20 protein-coding genes and 1 pseudogene are annotated in these 19,434 nt (G+C 71.9%); 5 read left to right on the top strand and 16 right to left on the bottom strand.

The window, feature by feature from the left end:
- Together ACWDS7_RS33850 and ACWDS7_RS33845 are read right to left on the bottom strand one after the other, a co-directional pair.
- Positions 1-678: serine hydrolase domain-containing protein (locus tag ACWDS7_RS33850; protein ID WP_451932578.1), on the bottom strand; the 678-nt coding region annotated here is incomplete at its 3' end.
- Positions 679-781: 103 nt separating this feature from the next.
- On the bottom strand, positions 782-1,276 hold the full coding sequence (locus ACWDS7_RS33845) for an FBP domain-containing protein (RefSeq protein ID WP_451932577.1): 495 nt from the start codon (positions 1,274-1,276) through the stop codon (positions 782-784).
- Positions 1,277-1,351: 75 nt separating this feature from the next.
- On the opposite strand from ACWDS7_RS33845, the gene ACWDS7_RS33840 reads away from it, so the two are divergent.
- The 4 genes from ACWDS7_RS33840 to ACWDS7_RS33825 all read left to right on the top strand — a co-directional run bounded on the left by ACWDS7_RS33840 (position 1,352) and on the right by ACWDS7_RS33825 (position 5,409).
- Positions 1,352-1,957: a TetR/AcrR family transcriptional regulator gene (locus ACWDS7_RS33840; protein WP_451932576.1), complete on the top strand. Its 606-nt coding sequence runs from the start codon at positions 1,352-1,354 to the stop codon at positions 1,955-1,957.
- Positions 1,958-2,062: 105 nt separating this feature from the next.
- The gene (locus tag ACWDS7_RS33835) at positions 2,063-3,142 is read left to right on the top strand and encodes an NAD(P)H-dependent amine dehydrogenase family protein (protein ID WP_451932575.1); all 1,080 of its coding nucleotides are present in this window, start codon (positions 2,063-2,065) and stop codon (positions 3,140-3,142) included.
- Positions 3,139-3,651 carry a carboxymuconolactone decarboxylase family protein gene (locus ACWDS7_RS33830; RefSeq protein ID WP_451932574.1) on the top strand — a complete coding sequence of 171 codons (513 nt, stop codon included), beginning with the start codon at positions 3,139-3,141 and terminating at the stop codon, positions 3,649-3,651. The genes ACWDS7_RS33835 and ACWDS7_RS33830 overlap by 4 nt, the downstream gene beginning before the upstream one ends.
- 114 nt (positions 3,652-3,765) lie before the next feature.
- Complete coding sequence (locus ACWDS7_RS33825) at positions 3,766-5,409, top strand: GMC oxidoreductase (protein WP_451932573.1); 1,644 nt, start codon at positions 3,766-3,768, stop codon at positions 5,407-5,409.
- Between the two features lie 225 nt (positions 5,410-5,634).
- Here ACWDS7_RS33825 and ACWDS7_RS33820 read toward each other — a convergent pair whose 3' ends face one another.
- From ACWDS7_RS33820 to ACWDS7_RS33795, 6 genes are all read right to left on the bottom strand, one after another.
- The gene (locus tag ACWDS7_RS33820; protein ID WP_451932572.1) at positions 5,635-6,177 is read right to left on the bottom strand and encodes a hypothetical protein; all 543 of its coding nucleotides are present in this window, start codon (positions 6,175-6,177) and stop codon (positions 5,635-5,637) included.
- A 313-nt stretch (positions 6,178-6,490) separates the two neighbouring features.
- Entirely contained in the window at positions 6,491-7,144 is a 654-nt protein-coding gene (locus ACWDS7_RS33815; protein WP_451932571.1) for a hypothetical protein, read from the bottom strand.
- Entirely contained in the window at positions 7,141-7,329 is a 189-nt protein-coding gene (locus tag ACWDS7_RS33810; RefSeq protein ID WP_451932570.1) for a hypothetical protein, read from the bottom strand. Before ACWDS7_RS33810 ends, ACWDS7_RS33815 begins: the two co-directional genes overlap by 4 nt.
- 221 nt (positions 7,330-7,550) lie before the next feature.
- On the bottom strand, positions 7,551-7,988 hold the full coding sequence (locus tag ACWDS7_RS33805) for a hypothetical protein (RefSeq protein WP_451932569.1): 438 nt from the start codon (positions 7,986-7,988) through the stop codon (positions 7,551-7,553).
- Between the two features lie 40 nt (positions 7,989-8,028).
- Entirely contained in the window at positions 8,029-10,671 is a 2,643-nt protein-coding gene (locus ACWDS7_RS33800; RefSeq protein WP_451932568.1) for a multicopper oxidase domain-containing protein, read from the bottom strand.
- Positions 10,672-10,677: 6 nt separating this feature from the next.
- Positions 10,678-11,760, bottom strand: a complete 1,083-nt coding sequence (locus tag ACWDS7_RS33795) for a hypothetical protein (RefSeq protein WP_451932567.1) — start codon at positions 11,758-11,760, stop codon at positions 10,678-10,680.
- Between the two features lie 377 nt (positions 11,761-12,137).
- Between ACWDS7_RS33795 and ACWDS7_RS33790 the strand changes: the two genes are divergently transcribed.
- Positions 12,138-12,548, top strand: a complete 411-nt coding sequence (locus tag ACWDS7_RS33790) for a pyridoxamine 5'-phosphate oxidase family protein (protein ID WP_306870827.1) — start codon at positions 12,138-12,140, stop codon at positions 12,546-12,548.
- A 76-nt stretch (positions 12,549-12,624) separates the two neighbouring features.
- Here ACWDS7_RS33790 and ACWDS7_RS33785 read toward each other — a convergent pair whose 3' ends face one another.
- The 8 genes and pseudogenes from ACWDS7_RS33785 to ACWDS7_RS33750 form a co-directional block, all read right to left on the bottom strand.
- Complete coding sequence (locus ACWDS7_RS33785; protein WP_451932566.1) at positions 12,625-13,872, bottom strand: TIGR04053 family radical SAM/SPASM domain-containing protein; 1,248 nt, start codon at positions 13,870-13,872, stop codon at positions 12,625-12,627.
- A 286-nt stretch (positions 13,873-14,158) separates the two neighbouring features.
- On the bottom strand, positions 14,159-14,653 hold the full coding sequence (locus ACWDS7_RS33780) for a hypothetical protein (protein ID WP_451932565.1): 495 nt from the start codon (positions 14,651-14,653) through the stop codon (positions 14,159-14,161).
- 406 nt (positions 14,654-15,059) lie between these two features.
- Positions 15,060-16,754, bottom strand: coding sequence for a GAF domain-containing protein (locus ACWDS7_RS33775; RefSeq protein WP_451932564.1), 1,695 nt, complete (start codon positions 16,752-16,754; stop codon positions 15,060-15,062).
- Between the two features lie 132 nt (positions 16,755-16,886).
- On the bottom strand, positions 16,887-17,018 hold the full coding sequence (locus ACWDS7_RS33770) for a hypothetical protein (RefSeq protein ID WP_451932563.1): 132 nt from the start codon (positions 17,016-17,018) through the stop codon (positions 16,887-16,889).
- Positions 17,019-17,181: 163 nt separating this feature from the next.
- A pseudogene (locus tag ACWDS7_RS33765) lies at positions 17,182-18,084 on the bottom strand (molybdopterin molybdotransferase MoeA); the annotation flags it as partial.
- A 163-nt stretch (positions 18,085-18,247) separates the two neighbouring features.
- Positions 18,248-18,427 (bottom strand): hypothetical protein, encoded by a 180-nt coding sequence (locus ACWDS7_RS33760; protein ID WP_451932562.1) that lies wholly within the window; start codon positions 18,425-18,427, stop codon positions 18,248-18,250.
- A 12-nt stretch (positions 18,428-18,439) separates the two neighbouring features.
- Entirely contained in the window at positions 18,440-19,210 is a 771-nt protein-coding gene (locus ACWDS7_RS33755; RefSeq protein WP_451932561.1) for a DUF2249 domain-containing protein, read from the bottom strand.
- On the bottom strand, positions 19,207-19,434 hold a 228-nt coding region (locus tag ACWDS7_RS33750), incomplete at its 5' end, for a hypothetical protein (RefSeq protein WP_451932560.1). The genes ACWDS7_RS33755 and ACWDS7_RS33750, both read right to left, overlap by 4 nt.

Below are 19,434 nucleotides of genomic sequence, written 5' to 3'. Positions count from 1 at the left end.
GCGCATGATCAGCGATTCGGGGCCGGGCATCGCGGGCCGTCCCGCGGCCTCGACGAGCCGGGCCAGCCGTCCGGTCTCCTCCTGCGGCAGGCCGATCCAGGTCCTCAGTCCCAGTCCGTCGCCGACGGCCCCGCGGAAGTACGCGCCCGGGGTGAGCCCGGTGATCCGCCGGATCACCTCACCGATGAGGAAGCCGAAGACATGGCCGTGGTATTCGTGGGCGGCGCCCGGCTCCCACAGTGGCTCCTGTTCCTCGATGGCGCGGACCACCGGCGTCCACTCGACGATCTCCTCGAAGCTCGGTGTGCGGTCGAGGACGGGGAGTCCGGCGCGGTGTCCGAGCACCATGCGTGGTGTGATCGTCTCCTTGCCGCGCTGCGCGAACTCCGGCCAGTACCGGCTCACCGGAGCGTCGAGGTCCAGCCGTCCTTCCTGTGCCAGGAGGTGGGCGCAGACGCTGACGACGCCTTTGGCGCAGGAGAAGACCGGCACGACCGTGTCCTCCTCCCAGGGCCGGCCGCTGCGCTCGTCGGCGATCCCGCCCCACAGGTCCACGACCTTGCGTCCGTCGACGTACACGGTGACGGCGGCGCCGAGTTCACCGTGTTCGGCGAAGTTCCGGGAGAATGCGTCCGCGACCGCTCCGAACCCTTCGTCGGCCCATCCGCTGTGCTTCACTGTGTCTCTTCTTTCTCATGGTGCCGTTCTGCGGTTTCGGCAGGTTCCTGCGCGCACCCGTCGGGGCCGGAGCCGGAGCTGGAGCCGTCCGGGGCGCCCCGGTTCACGCCAGGACCTTGTCCAGGAAGGCCGACAGCTTGGCCCTGGTGCGATCGATCTGCTCCTCCACCGTCAGGGTCTCTTCGAGACGTCCTCCCAGGTCCGGGAGCTTCTTGCCGCGCACGTACAGCGGGCAGGCGAGGTCGGTGCACACGTACACGCCGACCGAGTTGCTGTCGCGGCCGGCCTGGCCCGCTCGTCGGGCGGTCATCAGTGAGACGCCGCTGCCGGGGTGTGTGGTCAGGCACAGGGAGCACATGCCGCGGTGGAGATGCCCGCGCTGGCGGGCGGACAGGCGTAGCGCCACGCCGACGACCTCGTCGCCGCGCTCGGTGACGAGGTAGCCGCGATCCGGTGCGCCGGGGTCGCGCCATCCCAGGAAGTCCAGGTCGTCCCAGGGCTGCTGGGCGAGGTCCCGGGGCAGTGCCAGCCGCTTGGCCTCCCCTTTGGAGCAGTTGGCGAACGACGCGCGGATCTCCTGCTCATTTACTGCTTTCATGGCGCGGAACGCTACACTTCCCTACGTACGTTAAGCAATTGGTTAATGGGTCTAGGTAAGCGGGAAGGTCGGCGGATGGCTCGTGCGGGGCTGACGGCGGAGCGGGTGACGGAGGCGGCCGCGGATCTGGCGGACGCCGTCGGGTTCGAGAACATCACCGTGTCCGCGCTGGCGCGGATCTTCGGGGTCAAGGACCCGAGCCTGTACTCGCATGTCAAGAATCTTCAGGATCTGCGGGAACGGGTCGCGCTGCTGGCCGCGGGCGAGCTCGCCGACCGTATCGCGGCGGGGGTCGCGGGCCGGGCCGGGAAGGAGGCCATGGTCGCGTTCGCCAACGCCTACCGGGAGTACGCGCTGGCCCACCCCGGCCGCTACGCGGCGACCCAGGCGGTCCAGCTGGATCCCGCGGTCCTCGCCGCGTCCCCCGTCCACGTCCGCACCGTCGAGCTCACCCATGCGATGCTGCGCGCGTACAAGCTGGTCGAGCCGGACCTGACCGACGCGGGCCGCCTGCTGCGCAGCGCCTTCCACGGCTACATCACCCTGGAGGCCAACGGCGGGTTCCGTCACTCCCGCGATGTGCAGAGGTCCTGGGAGCGGGCGCTCGACGGCCTCCACGTCATGCTGGAGAACTGGCCCGCGGATCCGTCGCGTCGCGCGGAGGAGGGGGAGGGGGCGTGAGGACCGGCCGGGTCCGGGGGGTGAGAGCCGGCCGGGGTTCGGGAGCGGCCGTACGGGATCGCGGCGGCACTATACGCTGAACCAAGCGCTTGCTACGCTCCGGCCATGAGGTCCACGATTGTCTGGGGCACCGGCAACGTCGGCCGCGCGGCCATCCGTGCCGTCGAGGCCCATCCGGCGCTGAAACTCGCGGCCGTGCTCGTCCACAACCCCGACAAGGTCGGCCGCGACGCGGGCGACCTGGGCGGGCTGGGCCGCGATCTGGGGGTCGCGGCGACCGACGACATCGACGCGGTGCTGGCCACCGGTCCCCAGGCGGTGGTGTACGCGGCCTCCGGCGACATCCGCCCCGACGAGGCCCTCGCCGACATCATCAGGGCGATCCGGGCCGGAGCCGTGGTCGTCACCCCCTCGATGTACGCGCTCTACGACCAGCGCAACGCCCCGCCGGAGCTGCGGGAGCCGGTGCTGGCCGCCATCGCGGAGGGCGGCGGCTCGCTGTTCGTCTCCGGCGTCGACCCCGGCTGGGGCAACGACGTGCTGCCGCTGCTGATCAGCGGGCTCGGCACCACCGTAGAGGTGATCCGCTGCCAGGAGATCTTCGACTACTCCACCTACGACCAGCCCGACTCGGTCCGCTACCTGGTCGGCATGGGCCAGCCGATGGACTACGAGCCGCCGATGACCGCGCCGACGGTCCCGACCATGGTGTGGGGCGGGCAGGTGCGGCTGATGGCCAGGGCCCTCGGCGTCGAACTCGACGAGATCCGCGAGACCCTTGATCGGCGCCCGCTCGACACCACGGTGAGCACCAGGACGATGGGGGAGTTCGAGGCCGGCACCCAGGGCGCGGTCCGCTTCGAGGTGCAGGGCATCGTCGAGGGTGAACCTCGCATCGTCATCGAGCACGTCACCCGCATCCACCCCTCCTGCGCGCCGGACTGGCCGGCGCCGCCCGACGGCGACGGGGCGCACCGGGTGATCATCGAGGGCCGCCCGCGCATCGAGGTCACGGTCGAGGCCACCGACGAGGACGGCAACCGGTCCGCGGGCGGGAACGCCACCGCGGTCGGCCGGCTGGTGAACGCCATCGACTGGCTCGTGGACGCCGGACCAGGACTCTACGACGCGCTCGACGTCCCGCTGCGCCCCGCAGTCGGCAGGCTCGGAAGGAAGCAACCATGAACATCGACATCCCCGAGGGAAAGGACGCGATCGAGTACGTGTGGGGTGAGATGGTCCCCGGCATCGGGATCGCCGCCTCGAAATTCTCACTGTCGGTGTACGCCCACACGACCCTCGGACTCCGTGAGTTCGAGGCCGCACGGCTGCGGATCGCGCAGATCAACGGGTGTGCCTTCTGCCTCGACTGGCGGACCGAACGGGACGGGCGGAAGGTCGAGGAGGACTTCGCCGACGCGGTGACCCACTGGCGCACCACCGACGCCTTCGACGACCGCACCCGGCTGGCCGCCGAGTACGCCGAGCGGTACGCACTGGATCACCACGGCCTCGACGACGAGTTCTGGACCCGGATGACCGCGCACTACAGCCAGTCCGAGATCGTGGAGCTCAGCATGAGCCTCGGTTCCTGGCTGACCTTCGGCCGGCTCAACCACGTGCTGGGCCTCGACACCGTGTGCATGCTGACCGGCGGCCCATCGCCCTCCGCCAGGCGGACGGACGCGCCATGACCCGGCGCGCCAGGCATGCGACCGAACACAAAGTCACTCATGGGTGTGCGGTGACTGATCGTGCGAGCAACATGTAGGACCCGTTCTCATTTCAATGAGAGTGAGGAACGCGACATGAGGGACAACACCTCGGGCGTTACCGGCTCGACCGGCGTCTCACGCCGTGGGTTCATCACCGGAACCGGCTCCATCCTGGGAGTCGTGGCCCTCACGGGCCGCGTCCCCGCGGCCCGCGCGGAGACCGTCCCCGCGGCCGCTCCGATCGCCACCGGGGCCCACGTCCCGGCCCTGGTGATCGGCACCGGATACGGCGGCTCCGTCGCCGCCCTGCGTCTCGCCCAGGCGGGCGTCGACGTGCACATGATCGAGATGGGCATGGCCTGGGACACCCCCGGCCCCGACGGCAAGATCTTCTGCAACACGCTGGAGCCGGACCACCGGTCCTACTGGCTGCGGACCAGGACCAAGGCGCCCCTCAACTACTTCCTCGGCTTCCCGATCGACAGGAACATCTCCCGCTACACCGGGATCCTGGACGCCGAGGACTTCGGCGGCATCACGGTCTACCAGGGCCGCGGTGTCGGAGGCGGTTCGCTGGTCAACGGAGGCATGGCGGTCACCCCCAGGCGCGAGAACTTCGGCGCCGTCCTCCCGTCGGTGAACGCCGACGAGATGTACGACATCTACTACCCGCGCGCCAACGCCGAGCTCGGGGTCGGCACCGTCGACCCGGCCTGGTTCGACTCCGCCGCCTGCTACCAGTACGCCCGGGTCGGCCGTAAGCACGCCCAGCGTTCCGGCTTCCCGTTCGTCTTCGTGCCCGACGTGTACGACTGGGACTACATGGAGCGGGAGGCGGCCGGAACCGTCACCAAGTCGGCGCTGGCCGGGGAGATCCTCTACGGCAACAACCACGGCAAGAAATCACTGCAGCAGACCTACCTCGCCCGGGCCAGGGCCACCGGGAAGGTCGCCATCTCGCCGCTGCACAAGGTCACCTCGGTCGCCCCGGCGGCCGGCGGCGGCTACACGGTCGTCATCGACCAGATCAACACCAGCGGTGACACCACGGCCACCAAGACCGTGACCGCGGACCGGGTGTTCTTCGCCGCCGGCAGTGTCGGCACCAGCAAGCTGCTGGTCAAGCTGAAGGCCACCGGTGCGCTGCCCAACCTGAACGACGAGGTCGGCAAGGGCTGGGGCGACAACGGCAACGTCATGTGCGGCCGTGCCAACCACCTGTGGGACCCGACCGGCAAGCTCCAGTCGGCCATTCCCTGCTCCGGCATCGACAACTGGGCCGCCGGCGGCGCGTTCGCCGAGGTCGCGCCGCTGCCGACCGGGATCGAGACCTACGCCTCGTTCTACCTGTCGATCACCAAGAACCCGAACCGCGCCCGGTTCTCCTGGAACGCCACGACGGGCAAGGTCGACCTGGACTGGCAGACCTCCTGGAAGCAGCCGTCCATCGACATGGCCAAGACGATCTTCGACAAGATCAACGCGAAGGAGGGGACGATCTACCGGACCGACCTCTTCGGCGTCTACAAGATCTGGGGCGACCACCTCACCTACCACCCGCTCGGCGGCGCGGTCCTGAACAAGGCCACCGACGGCTACGGCCGCCTCACCGGCCACCCCGGCCTGTACGTCATCGACGGCTCGCTGATCCCCGGCAACACCAGCGTCAACCCGTTCGTCACCATCACGGCGCTCGCCGAACGGAACATCGAGAAGATCATAGCCACCGATCTGTGACGATGGCCCGCTGTGGTAGTCGGCCACGGGCGCGTGTGGCCGACCTTCCCCGCGGGATGAGCACCGGGGAGCGGCCCGCGCGGGCGTCAACGGACGGCTGCTCCGCTCCGTCGCCTCACGGCCGGAGCGCCACACCGGCCGGCGGAGCCGGAAGCCCGTGACCGGGCGGGGCCGGCCAGGCCGGAGATCGGCGTCGCGGCGCAGGCGCTTGCGTGAGGCCGGCGGTCACGTCTCGGGGACCTCGACCTCCGGGGCCGAGGTCTCGGGAGTCACGGTCTCGGGAGATTCGGTCCTCGGAGTCGGGGTCAGGGGTATCACGGTCTCGGAAGTCGAGGTCTTGGGATCTGGGCTCTCCAGATCGCCATTCCCGCCAGGTCCGAGAGTCGCCGTTCCGGATGAATTTCCTTCTCCCGGGGGAGTGGTGACAATGGCGGCCTCCTCCGCACTCAACCCTTTCCTGACAAGCCGCTCCCGCAACTCGCCGAGGCTTGGTGTCGGGCACCGGGAGTCCGCGCATATGTTGAACGCCGGATACATCAGCACGGCTCTCATGACGAGCGGCTCCGGCGGGTGCGAGAGGCGCCACTCCACCTTCCATTTTCCTCCGTACACCGTGGCCGGCTGAGACACGCGCGTCATGTTCTCCGCCGATTCGCCGGCCATCAGGAAGATTCCCCCGGGGCCGAGGTTCTCCACCGAACCGCTCCCGCTGAGCTTCTTCGCCGGACGTGGATCGGCGTCCTTGACGCTTATCTCGCTGAATGTCAATCGAGCCACTCTGGGGGCATCCGGTTCAGGTGTGTGCCCGTCGCCACCTCCCCTTGTCTGAACATATGCAGAAACCACCGCGAAACAGCCTGTCACAACGGCGATTGCGAGACCGCTCATAAACGCCGGTTGCCTGTACCAGGGCCGCTCCCGCCTATTGGATCCGCCCGGGGCGGCGGACTTCCTTCTTCTTGATGTCATGCACGACACATTGGCACACCAAAGGTCAAGTTTCGGGCCGGCACCACTTCCGTCTCCGGCCAAGGCGTGTCCCGTGGATCCAAGGAACGCGGGATCCGCGCTCGTGATCCGTTCACACCGCGTCTCGACTGTCACCTGCTGGTCTCGTGGCGGGTTCGATCTCCAGCGGTGCGGTGGCGTCGTCGGTGATCTGGTGCAGCTGGGTGAGGGTGTAGTCGAGCTGCCTCGCCAGGCGGGGGATGGTCGCCGGCGGCAGATACGCCTCCGCGCCGGCGTCGAGCAGGCGCCGGACCGGGCCGTGGTAGTTGACTCCGAGCTCGTTGTCCTCGATCTCAGTGATGATGACGCGAGCTTTCGGGAACATCGACCGGAGACCTGCGATCAACTGGGGGCTGATCGGCGGCGTCAGCAGTACGTCGGCCGTCCTGGGAGCGGCGTGCATGTCGAGCACGACGTAGTCCGGGCCGAGCTGGGTGGACAGCGAGACCCGGGCCGACGCCGACAGCTTCATCGCGGTGGCGACGACCGTCACGCTGTCGTAGTCGATCGGAGGTTGTTCCTCGGCCTCCTCCGGAGCGCCGGGATCGACGACGGCACCGTGGAGCACGCGAAGGGTGCTGGAGATCGCCGCGATCGACTCGCCGCCCCGCGTGATGACCAGTTCCTCCCCGGGCTCGAGAGCGTCGATGAGCGCCGAGACGTCCTCGGGAAGCCGGGTCACGTCGATCGACCGGGCGGCCCGCGCGGCGCGCTTGTCCGCCCTCAAAGCCGGAACGCGCTCAGGGCGGCGACGGCGTCTTCCGGCCGCGCGCCGTGCGTCCAGAAGTCGTGCGTCCAGAAGGTGCCGGCTGCGGTGAAGTCCAGGCGGCCGGCCGGTCTGCGCGCGTGGTCGTCGGCTGTGAACACCTCAGCGAGCTCTCCGCGGTCGGCGTCCCGCGCCTTGCGCGGCACCAGCCGACACGATCCGATGACAGCGGCGGGCAGGGGTGGCAGCGTTGGTCATAGCGCTCAACCCTCCCACACCAGCCGGACCACGTGTCAATGACCGCGGTTCCGGCTCTGGCGCCGTGTCGGCTGCTGAGACCAGACTTTGAACAAGGACAGGGGAGCGCAGCAGCAGCGCGCCGAGCGCGTGCAGCCGGAACAGCGACACCCGGGGCAGAGTGCCCGATTCAGGTGGCCGGTAGCGCGGTGGCCAGCAGCACCACGCCGACCGACCCGACCAGCGCCGCCAGCGCCGTCGCCCGCGCGAAGCCGGGACGTCCCGCGCCGGTGGCCCACCCGTGCAGACCCGCCGCGACCATGACCGCGCAGAACAACGCCAGCTTCGCCGCCAGGATCCGCCCGTAACCCGGCTCGGCCAGCGACGCCCACGTGACCCCCTTGTGCCAGGCGATGGCCACCCCGCTGCCCAACTGCACGGGAAGGAACACCGCCCCGGTGAACATCCCGAACCGCCGTCCCACCGCCCGCATCACCCGCTCGCGCCGCTCACCGTCCAGCAGCCGCCGCGCCAGCGGCAACACCACCAGCGAGACCGTCAGCTGTCCGCCGACCCATAGCGCCGCCGACAACACGTGGAAAAACCGCACCACCGACCACCACGTCATCGCACAACCCACATCCATCGGCAGCGACCGTCCTCCGACCTCACCGCGCGTCCACCTCGAACAGGCCGTGCGCCCCGCCCTCGGCCTGACGCATCGTGTGGTCCACCACCGGATACCTGCCCGGCTCGGGGAAGACCAGCTCGGCGAACCCGCCCTGCGCGGGCGCCAGGTCCAGCACCTGCGCACCCCCCGCGTCGCCCTCACGCAGCAGGTAGGCGCCCTCCTTGTAGACGGTGTCGAACGGCGCCCCCACCACGTGCAGCGCCGTACCCGAGCTCGGTCCGGCGGCCACCGCCCAGATCCGCACCCGCTCACCCGCCTCCGCCTTCAGCGGCGCATGATCGTAACCGGCGGCGGTGCCGTTGAACATCCACCCGTCCGGGCGGCCCTCGCGGATCTTGGCGACCTGTGCGTCGCTGCCCGGCTCCCCCAGGTACAGCTCGCCCTGGACCAGCAGGAACTCCCGATCCACCCGCGACAGGTCCGGCGGATCGATGACCACCGCCCCGTACATGCCGGCCGCGATGTGCTGCGTCATCGGCATCGTCGAGCAGTGGTACAGCCACGCCCCCGCGTGCTCGGCGCCGAACCGGTAGGTCAGCCGCTCACCCGGCTGGATCGTGCGCATCACCCGGTCCGGCGCGTTCGCCCCGGCGTGAAAGTCGATGCCGTGCCCCATCGTGCCGCTGTTGACGAACGTCACCGTGAACACATCGCCCACCGTGCCGCGCAGCACCGGCCCGGGCACGGTCCCGTTGAACGTCCACATTCGCTGCCGCACGCCGGGCGCGACCTCCAGTACCGCGCTGTCGTCCACCCGGATCTCCACCGCGTGCTCGGCGCCGCCGGGCGCGGGCGCCAACACCGCGTCGTACGGCTTCCACCCCGGCGACATGGGCGCGGCCAGGTCCAGGCCGGTCTGCCCGGTGCCGGTCGCCGGGCCGCCGTTCCCCTCGGGGGATGTCGTCTGTCCGGCCGGACCGTGCGCGCCGTGCCCGGTGCCGGTGCCGGTGCCGGGCCGGGCGAGCGCGCCGGTGGGCACGATGCGCATCGTCATGCCCGCCGCCCGGTGCCCGGCCACGGTGCACCAGCCGTCGACCGCCTCGCCGAGCGGGGCGAGCGTCAGCGTCGCGCTCTCGCCTGCTCCCAGCAGCGGGGTGCGTTCCCCGGTGGCCAGTCGCAGGTCGTGCCGTTGGGCGTCGGTGTTGGTGACGCGCAGCGTCAGCACGGTGCCCGGCGCGGCCTCGATCACCGCAGGCCGGATCCGCATGCCCGACAGCGTCACCTCGACCGTCCGGGTGCCGGTGGCGGCAACGGTGGTGGCGGGGCCGGAGCCTCCGGTGACGGAGACGACGACCGCGGCGGCCGTCAGCAGGCACCCGGCCAGCACCCCGGCCAGCGCGGGCGAGGCGAGCGCCCGGCGTTCAGGGTGTTCGGCCGTCCAGGCCCGCGCCAGGGCGGCCACGGCCAGCACGACGAACGCTGCGGCCGATGCCAGTACCAGGGCCCAGCCCAGCAGGGCCAACGGCCGCGGCACCGGTAGCGCCAGCAGCGGCACGCCGGCGTTGAGCGCGGCCAGGCGGACCGTCCAGCCGCGCTCCAGCAGCGCCATGTTCTCCTTGAACCGGGCCGGGCCTCCGCCCAGCACCGCCGGTAGCAGGTGCAGCAGTGAGCCCAGCAGCACCTGGCCGACGGACCCGGCCAGCACCAGCGGCAGCAGCGGCTCCAGCGCGGCGGCCACCTCGCCCGCCGGGCGGGTGGCCACGATCACCGCGTCGGCGACGAGCGCGATCTCGAACCAGACGACGCCGGCGGCCAGCGTCCAGGCCGCCCCGGTGTGCGGGCGGCGCGTGCGTACCGCCTCGGCCAGCGGCAGCAGCGCGGCCAGCGCACCGACCGCGTACGCCGCCAGCCCGGCCGTCGCCACCCAGCGCAGATCCGCCAGCAGGCCGCCGGTCAGCAGCGCCAGCCCGGGCGCGGCCAGTCGCAGCCCGGTCAGGGAGGCTCTGCGGGTGCGCTCCGGCATGCGGGTACGGAGCACGGTCGGCCAGAGCGTGAACAACGTGCCGAGCACGGTCAGGCCGACCCAGCCGAGCAGGTTCACCTGGGCGTGCGCGGCGTGCAGCCGCTCGTGCGTGGCTCCGGGGCCGACATGGGCGGCCAGCAGGCCGCCGAGGGTGCCACCGGTCGCCAGCGCCCCGGCCGCGCACACGTACCAGGCGATGACGTGGCCGAACCGGCCGGGCAGCGCCCGCCGCGCCAGCCGTACCAGCGCGGCGGCATGCCAGAGCACGACGGCCACGATCACCCCCGCCCCGGCCACCGCCACCGCCGCGGGACCGGCCGCCATGCCGTACAGCACGGCCGCCGTCGCGGCGTTGAGCAGGGCGAGCCGGGCCAGGCTCCAGCGCGGATCCGGGGTGCGGGCGCGCAGCAGCGCGACGGCGAAGTGCTCGCTCCAGATCAGGATCGCGGTGCTGACCGCACCCAGCAGGAAGACATGGATCAGCAGCCAGCGCGGCGCCGGCAGCCCCTCACCGGCCAGCGCGGTCGCGACCGTCAACCCCAGCCAGACCACCACGAGCGCGTTGGCCCGCAGGTGCCAGGGGGCGCGGCGGCGCACCGGCCCGGGGAGTGGCCTGGTCGGCGGCCCCTTCTCGATATGCACCTCGACCGATGTCACCTCGGGTCACCTTCCCATCGATGCCCGGCGCGCCAGCCGCACCAGCGTGGCGGCGCACCCGGCGAACACGAGCAGAGCAATCTCGGCGAGCAGCCCACCGGCGGTGCGCACCGCGTCGGCGGCGGCCAGATCCCCGGCGAAGCGGACCGCCACGGCCGTGTGCAGCAGCGCCAGCGGCACATACAGCATCGGCCGGTACGGCAGGCTCATCCGCAGCACGGCCGGCAGGATTATCGGGGCGTGCCCGAACACCATCGACATGACGAATCCCAAGAACAGGGCGTGCAGCGCCGCGTCGTACAGATAGGACCCGGCCGCCAAGCCGGTGGCCGCCCACAGGACCCCGGCCGCCGCGAGCCAGCCGTATCCGGCCAGCAGGCACACGGCCGCATACCGGGGCAGGCCGTGCCCGCGGACGGTACGGCGGGCGACGTCGTGCCAGGCCAGCCAGGCCGCCACCGCCGCCATCCCCACCCCGGCGACCCGCGCCCCCGCACCTGGCGCCCACACCGAGCAGACCGTCCCGGCGCCGAGCACCACGGCGGCCGCCATCAGCCCGTCCGACGCCCCCCGCCGCAGGAACGCCACGTGGGCCAGCTCCAGCCGCTCCCCGGCGATGGTCAGCACGTGGAACGCGGCGAACCACACCACCAGCTCCGGCACCGGCCGCCCGCCCAGCCAGAGCAGCCCGGCCGCGTACCAGGCCAGTGCCCCGGCCAGCTGCATGAGCGTCTCGCGGCTGAGGCGCCGGCCCAGCAACGCCAGATAGATCCCGACCAGCCAGCCGCCGCCGGCGGTCAGCGCCAGCCGGCCCGCCTGCTCGGCCCCGGCCGCCAGCGCCACGGCGCCCAGCGCTGACAGTGCCGGGGCGGCGTACCCCCAGCGGCTGCGCAGCGCGACCGCCCGCTCCAGGCAGATCAGCGTGCCCAGAAAGCCGAGCGCCATCAGCGGCCCGTGCTGCTCGGCGAACGCCACCGGCACGGGCACCTCGGTGATCAGCAGCGCGACGCCCCCGTACAGGCCGGCGAGCAGGGCGGCGGCACCGGCCAGCAGCGGGAGCCGGGCGAGCGCGAGGCGGGCGCCGGGCACCGCGGCCGGACCACCCTCGGGAAAGGGGCGGCGCCCAGGAAAGTGCCCACAGGAGCGCGTCATCATCGGTTCTGCGGCCACGGCCCGGGATCTCTCCACTGATTGTCATGTAGGGGCTGCACTCACGCTAGGCCCCGCCGGTCCGGCGCAGAGCGGGCTCAAAGACCACCGTCATAGGGACCAAAGTCCTTCGTCGTGCTCTCGCCGGACCAGGCAGGTGGACGACACACCGTCGCGCCCGGCCCTATCCTCACCGGCCGGGCGCGACAGTGATGACACCTGACAGCCGGATGAAGGGAACGGAAGGGACATCGGCGCCGGCAGGAGAGGACTTTCGTCCCTGCCCCGCACGTAGACGATCAGCGATCCTGGAAGGCATGAAACTTGACTCCGCCGGTCTGCAGGTTGTCTTCCCCCAGGAGTGCATGGCTCTGTTGGCGACGGCGCCGATCGGGAGGATCGTCTTCACCGACCGTGCCCTGCCGGCGGTGCAGCCGGTCAACTTCGTGCTGGACGGCACTGACATCGTCATCCGTACCACGGTCGGCTCCAAACTGGCCGCCGCGACCCGCCGGACCATCGTGGCCTTCGAAGCCGACGACTTCGACCCGCAGGGCCGGACCGGCTGGTCGGTGACCGTGGTGGGGCATGCGCGGGCGGTGGACGACCCGCAGGAGGCGGCCCGGCTGGCGGGGCTGCCGCTGACGCCGTGGGCGCCGGGTGAGCGGGACCATTTCATCGTCATCGCGGCAGAGCAGGTCTCCGGCCGCCGGATCGTCGGCGGCTGACCCCGCCGTCCGTGCCCGGCCGCAGCGGGCCGCCGTCCCCGATCGGACGGGGTGGCGGCCCGCTGTCATGTCCCGGTCATGGCGCTCCAGCGGTTGCGCCGAGATACTTCCCCAGGTCGTCCTGGTAGGGGAAGTCGCCGGGCACATACGAGCACCACGGTTCCTCGGCCAGGACGTCGCCGCTGGTGGCGTAGGCCCGGGAGCGGGATCCGCCGCACACGGCGCGGAACTCGCAGGCCCCGCAGCGTCCGGTCAGCAGGCCGGGGTCGCGCAGTGAGGTGAGGACCGGCGAGGTCCGGTAGATCTCCGTCAGCGGACGGTCGCGGACGTTTCCGGCCGGCAGCGGCAGGAATCCCGACGGGGAGACCTCTCCGGTGTGAGAGACGAACACCAGGCCGCGGCCGGCGCTGACGTCGATCGGGGGGCGGCGGGTGCGGGTGGCGCGGACGAGACCGGCGCGTACGGCGCGTCGGTGCAGGGCGCGGTAGACCGGTCCGAGCCCGAGGGCCTGCACGTGGTCGGCGCCGCGGGCCCGCAGGATGTGCCGCTGGATGGCGATGCGGCGAAAGTGGTGGGCCTCGGTGGCTTTGACGGGGACGGCGGCTCCGATGTCGTGGGCGAAGTTGAGGACGTCCTCGGTCTCGGCGGCGGTCAGCGAGGTCAGGCTGCGGCCCCGGCCGGTGGGGATGAGCAGGAACAGGCTCCACAGCAGCGCTCCCCAGTCGCGGACCAGGCGGGCGATGTCGGGCAGGTCCATCAGGTTGGTCTTGGTGACGGTGGTGTTGATCTGCACTTTGAGGCCGGCGTCGAGGGCGGCCTGCCAGGAGCGCAGGGTCCGGGTGAAAACGCCGTCGAAGCCGCGGAAGCCGTCGTGGCGTCCGGCGGTGGCCCCGTCAAGGCTGAGGGAGATGACCGAGGCGCCGGCGTCGCGCAGGCGGGTGAGGGCGACGGGGGTGAGGGCGGGGGTGGCCGACGGGGAGACCGACGGGGACAGGCCGATCTCGCGGGCGCGCTCGACCAGGTCGTACAGGTCGGGGCGTTCGAAGGGGTCGCCGCCGGTGATGACGAACAGCGGGGCGGGGCGGCCGAACGCGGCGATCTGCCGCATCAGGTCCACGGCCTCGGCGGTGGACAGCTCGGCGGGGTCGCGCTCGGGCCTGGCCTCGGCCCGGCAGTGCAGGCAGGCCAGGGGGCAGGCGCGGGTCGCCTCCCAGATGACGATGAAAGGGGCGGCGGCGACGTCGCGGTGGACGTGCCGGACCGGGCGGGCCGTCCGCTCACCCGGTCCGCCCGGGCAGGCCTGCGGTTCGGCGGGTCGCTTCACAGGGTGGTCCCTTCGTCCCGGCCGGTGCCGGGCAGGTGGCCGACGACGTCGGCGGCGGTGTGGTCGGCGGACAGGACGTCGGCGATGCTGGTCCGCGAACTGCCGCGGATGGAGAATCGGGCGGGATCGGCTCAGGCTGCTCATCATCACCGCGCAGTGTCCAGGCGGGTGACCCGCCGGGCCGTGCTGCGCCGCCCGTTGCGGTTCTCCGCGTCGGCCATGACTGCTCGCGGACCTCGCCACAAGACAGCCCGGGAGTCGATGGATGCCGCCCTGAGGCGGATCGCTACTGCGCCGAGGACAGGACGGTGCCGACCACGACGAACGCGGCGCCGGCGCCCATGAGCACCGCGCCCAGGCCGATGGCCAGGGAGGTGACCTGCCAGGCCTGGTAGGCACCCATCAGGGAGGCGCGCAGCGTCTCCCCCATGAACGCGGTCTGGCGCAGCGCGGTGAGTTTCTCGTCCTGGCCGCCGGCGGCGTGCAGGTCAGCGCTGATCTCCGAGTAGCTGCGTCCCGCGGTGGCCTTGCGCACGTTGCCGCCGATCATTTCGGAGAAGACCCGGGCGTGGGCGCCGTTCTCCACCCGTCGTCCGGCGTAGCGGTCGTACTCGGCGGGCAGGCCCTTGGCCGGAAAGGTGATCTTCTGGCGGATGAGCTCGTCGCGGATCTCCTGCTTGCCGCGCATGCCGCGGACCGTCATGACGGTGCCGGCTGTCAGCATGCTGACGCCGACACCGCCCAGCAGCAGCATCAGTGTCAGCCTTCGCACGTTGTCCACCGTTTCTTCTCCTTACCGACTCACGATTTACCGACTCACGATGAGATCCATGGGGTGGGTGGCCGGTCTGCGACCGGTCCCATGCAGGGCCCTTTTCCGAGAGGTCCGTGAAGAAAAGGGTGCGGTCTCGGCACGGGCACCGGGCAGGGCCACCGGTCCCTGATGTTCGGGCTGAAAGTCCCATCGACGGGCTCGGGCAGCCAGGGGAGAGGGGAAGGGAGATCTCTCCCGCCCCCGGGCAGCTTCGCCGCAGCGGCGACCGCATCCGTCCTGACGTCCGTCAGCGCCCGGACACGGGGCGGTCGGTCAGGCCGCCAGGGCGTTCATCGACCAGTCGACGGCGCCGAGGCAGGTGTGCGCCGGCCGCACACGCGGAGCCGTCCCCGCACAGGCCCTTCCACCGCGCTCATCCCCGTTCAAGGGGCACCCGCCAGCGTAGGCGGCTCCCGCCGCCCTCGGCGCGCTCCGCGGTGAACGCGCCGCCCAGGCGCGCGGCCCGGTCGGCGAGGTTGCGCAGCCCGCTGCGCCGCCCGTCCTCGGGGATGCCGATGCCGTCGTCGCTCACCTCCAGCAGCAGCGTGCCCTCACTGACCCCCACCAGCACCTGGGCCCTGCTCGCCCGGGCGTGCCGGGCGACGTTGGACAGCGCCTCGCGCAGCACCGCCCGCAGCTGCCCGGCCACCTCCTCGGGCACCGTGTTGTCCAGCGGGGCCTCCATCCGGATGCTGGGCATGAAACCGAGCTGCTCGCGCGCCGCCTCCACCAGCTCCGTCATCTGGCCGCGCAGGCTACAGACCTGGCCGGGCTGCGGCGGCGACTGCAGCGCGAAGATCGTGGAGCGGACCTCCTTGATGGTCTGGTCCAGCTCGTCCACCGCGTGCTGCATCCGGGTCGTCGCGGTGGGGTTGTCGACCATCTCAACCATGCTCATCAGCGTCATCGCCACCGCGAACAGCCGCTGGATGACCACGTCGTGCAGGTCCTTGGCGATGCGGTCACGGTCCTCCAGCAGGCCCAGCCGCTCGGCGTCGCGGCGCGCGTCGGCCAGCTCCAGCGCGACCGCGGCCTGCCCGCCCAGCGCCTCGGCCGTGCGCAGGTCCGCCTCGTTGAACGGCGGCGACCCGGCCTGCTTGGCCAGGCTCAGCACGCCGTGGACCGCCTGCGGCTTGCCCAGCGGGACGGCGATCGCCGCGCTCAGCGGCACCTGCTCCAGATATGCCGGATAAGCCATGCGCACCTTCACATCCAGTGCGGTCTGCGGCTGCCCGGTGTGCGCCACGGCGGCGGCCAGGGAGTCCTCCATCGGCACCGCACAGCCGCGCAGGTGCTCGGCGCCGAGCCCTTCGGCGATCTCGATGCGCATGGTCTCAGCCAGAGGGAAACTCACGGTGACCGTGTCGGCGCCGGTGAGCTCCATGGCGCGCCGGGCCATGACGGTGAGCACCTCGTCCGGGTCCTCACCCGACAACAGACTGCTGGTCACCTCCGTGGACACCCGCAGCCAGTTCTCCCGGCGCTGGCTCTCCTCGTACAACCGGGCGTTCTCGATCGCCACACCGGCGGCGGTGGCCAGCGCGCCCACCACGATCTCGTCCTCCTCCTCGAAGGCCGCGCCGCCGGCCTTCTCGGTCAGATACAGGTTGCCGAACACCTCCTCGCGCACCACGATCGGCACGCCCAGGAAGCTGCGCATCGGCGGATGTCCCTCCGGAAAGCCATAGAAAGCCGGGTGTTCGGTCAGATCGGCCAGTCGCAGCGTCCCGGGTTCCTTGAACAGCAGTCCGAGCAGGCCCTTGCCGTGCGGCCAGTGGTCGACCCGCGCGATCTCCTCCTCGGCCATTCCCACCGGGATGAACCGCTCCACCGTGCCGCCCTCGCCGATGACGCCGAGCGCCCCGTAGCGGGCCTCGACCAGCTGGGTGGCGGCCTGGGTGATGCGCCGCAGCACCGTCTCCAGATCCAGGTCGCTGCCGATCGAGACCACGGCCTCCAGCAGGGCGTGCACCCGGTCCCGGGTGGCCAGCACCGCCTCCAGCCGGCCCTGCAGCTCGGCCAGGAGGTCATCCAGCTGCATGCTCGGGAGCAACGACTTCTCGTCCATCCTGGCTCCTTTTCCCTGAGTGAGGCTGGTTTTCCCTGAGTGAGGCCGGACTGCCTGTCAAGATGCCCTCCTCGATCGCGCCCTCTTGGGAGCTCTTCATCGAACGCGCCGGACGGCGCTTCAGGTCCGCCCCTACAGTCCGGCTGAAAGGATGAGCGGAGCGGGCTCATGGCTCCTCCAGCCGGCAGGCACCGCGGCCAGCGCGTCGCCGATGGCCGCGCCGTTGAGGAACGCGGAACGCTGCTTGCCCAGTACGCGGGCCACAGCGCCGTCCCACCTCACCGGCAGGACCTGGGTGCGATCGGGGGAGAACGGGACCTGTCAGCGGCACATGTGGCAAGACCGGCAGCCGCCGCCCGGCCAATCCGGCCAGCAGGGGGGCCAGCAGCGTATGCGCCGCGACCAGGGCGGCGTAGGGGTTACCGGGAAGGCCCACCACCCACCGGCCGTCGGCGAGCTGGGCCAGTAACTGTGGATGGCCGGGACGGCAGGCCACCGTGTCGACGATCCAGCGCACCGCCCGCTCGTTGAGCAGCGGCCGCAGATGGTCGGTGACACCGACCGAGGTGGACCCGGTCACCGCGAGCACCTCCGCCGCGCCGGCGGCGGCGAAGGCATCGGCCAGCGCGCCGGGCCGGTCGGGTACGTGGCAGACGGCCGCTGCCTGCCCGCCCATGTCCTGCACCAGCGAGGGCAGCATCGGGCCCAGGGCGTCGCGCACCTGGCCGGGGCCCGGCCTGCCGCGGTGGACGAGCTCGTCACCGGTGACCAGGATCTGTACCCGGGGCCGCGGCCGGACCTGCAGCGCGTCATAGCCGCACGCGGCGGCCAGGCCGAGCAGCGCGGGGCCGATCCGGCTGCCCGGGGAGGCCAGGTGGGTTCCGGCGGGGGCGTCTTCACCCGTGCGGCGGATGTGCCGGCCCGGCGTGAGCTGCGGGCCCCGGACCCGGTCGGCATCGCGCACGGCCAGCTCCACCGGGAGGACCGCATCGGCCCCGGCAGGCACCGGAGCGCCGGTGGAGATCTCCACCGCCTGTCCCGCCTGCAGCTCACCGGCGGGAAAGACGGTTCCGGCCCGTATCGCGCCGCACACCTGCCACGGTCCGGTGCCCGCCACGGCGAATCCGTCCATCGCCGCGGTGTCGAAGGCCGGAGCCGGTGAGCGGGTGACGATCTCCTGGGCGAGGGTCAGCCCGGCGGCCTGGGCCAGGTCGGCCGGCTGCGCCGGCACCGGCCGCGCCGAGGCATGGGCGAGCCGGCGTGCCTGCTGCCAGGACACGTTGTGAAACCCCGTTGCAGCGCTGTCGGCGCTGGTAGTGACGGTGATCATGCCGGCACCGGGCCAACTGCCGCCCGGGTGCGTTCATTGCCGCAGCCGTGTGTCCTGGCCTGGATCCGGCCGTCTCTCCGCCCTACGCCCCGCGCCGGGGCGATGCGGAAGGAGACGGGTGGGGCTGTTCGGGTCGTGCGGGTCATCATGCTCCTGACGTCCTTCATGTTTCGCACCCCGAGGGTGCAGGGCCGGCACCGCCCATCACCGGCGGCGGGACGGATCCCCCCAGGCCGCCGGTGGCGTCGATCAGGCCGGTGACCGAGCCGACCTTGTCGGCCGGGGCGATCTGGGCGACCGGCGCGAAGGTCGCTCCGCTGCCCGCGCCCAGGGCCGCGGCCATGGCCACCGGCAGTCAGGGACGGCCGATGCGCACCCGCCACACGGCCGGACCGGACTCGGCGTAGTCCCAGGTGAACTCGCCGGGGTGCTCGGCGGCGAACTGGTAGTGGAGGGGCTTGGGGTCGTGGTCGTTGACGAGCACGAACGACATGCCCGCGGGCAGTTCCCGGAACGTGGCGAAGATCTGCTCGTGGCGCTGGGCCGGGACCAGCCGGCGCACGTCGAGCTCGCCGACGACGAGAGCGCCGTCCGCGTCCTCCGCCGCCGGTTCTCCGGCGCCGCACCCGCATCCGCACCCGTCGGCCTCGGCCGGGGCGCCGAGGATCTCGTGCATCCCGTCGAGCAGGGCGGCGAGGTCGACGCCGGCGTCGGCGAGCGCGGGCAGCAGGAGCTCGTTCTCCTTGTCCAGGTGCGACTGGAACAGGGCGTTCAGCGCGGCGGCGGCCGCGACGACCTCCCCCCACGTGCTCGCCCGCTCCAGCTCGTCGACCCGGTCACGCAGCAGGACGTGCTCGTCGCGCATTGCCTGCGCGAGCAGCCTGGTCGCGGGCAGCGCGTCGGCGACGCGGTACAGCGTCTCCTCCTCGGCCTCGGCGTGCGGGAGCACCTCCTCGGCGCAGAAGGTGACCAGCACCTCCTGCCGGGCGGCCGGGGACTGCAGCCTGTCGATGGAGCGCACGATGGTCACAGTGTGGTCGGACATCGTCCGGCCGAGCTGGTCGTGGTGGGCGCGGATCGTCGCCAGGACGGTGTCCTGCGGGCTTCCCGCCGTCTGCGTGGTCATGAGGACTCCTTGTCCGTTCTCCGGCCGGTGCGCCGGTGGTTGCCGCGGGTTCCCGGGGTGTTCCGGGCCCTTTTCCGGGGGCCCTCCCGGATGGCGGGAAGGCCCCGAGGTGCGCGCCCCTGTGCGTTGAACAGCGGGGCGCCGGGGTGGCGCTCTCCGATGCCGGGGAGGACCACCACGACGAGGCGGCTCTCGCTCGCCGGCCGCGCGGCGATCCCCACCCC

This window comes from Streptosporangium sp. NPDC003464, assembly GCF_053588315.1.
Note: the sequence above shows the minus strand (reverse complement) of the source record. Positions and strands in the feature narration are given on the sequence as shown.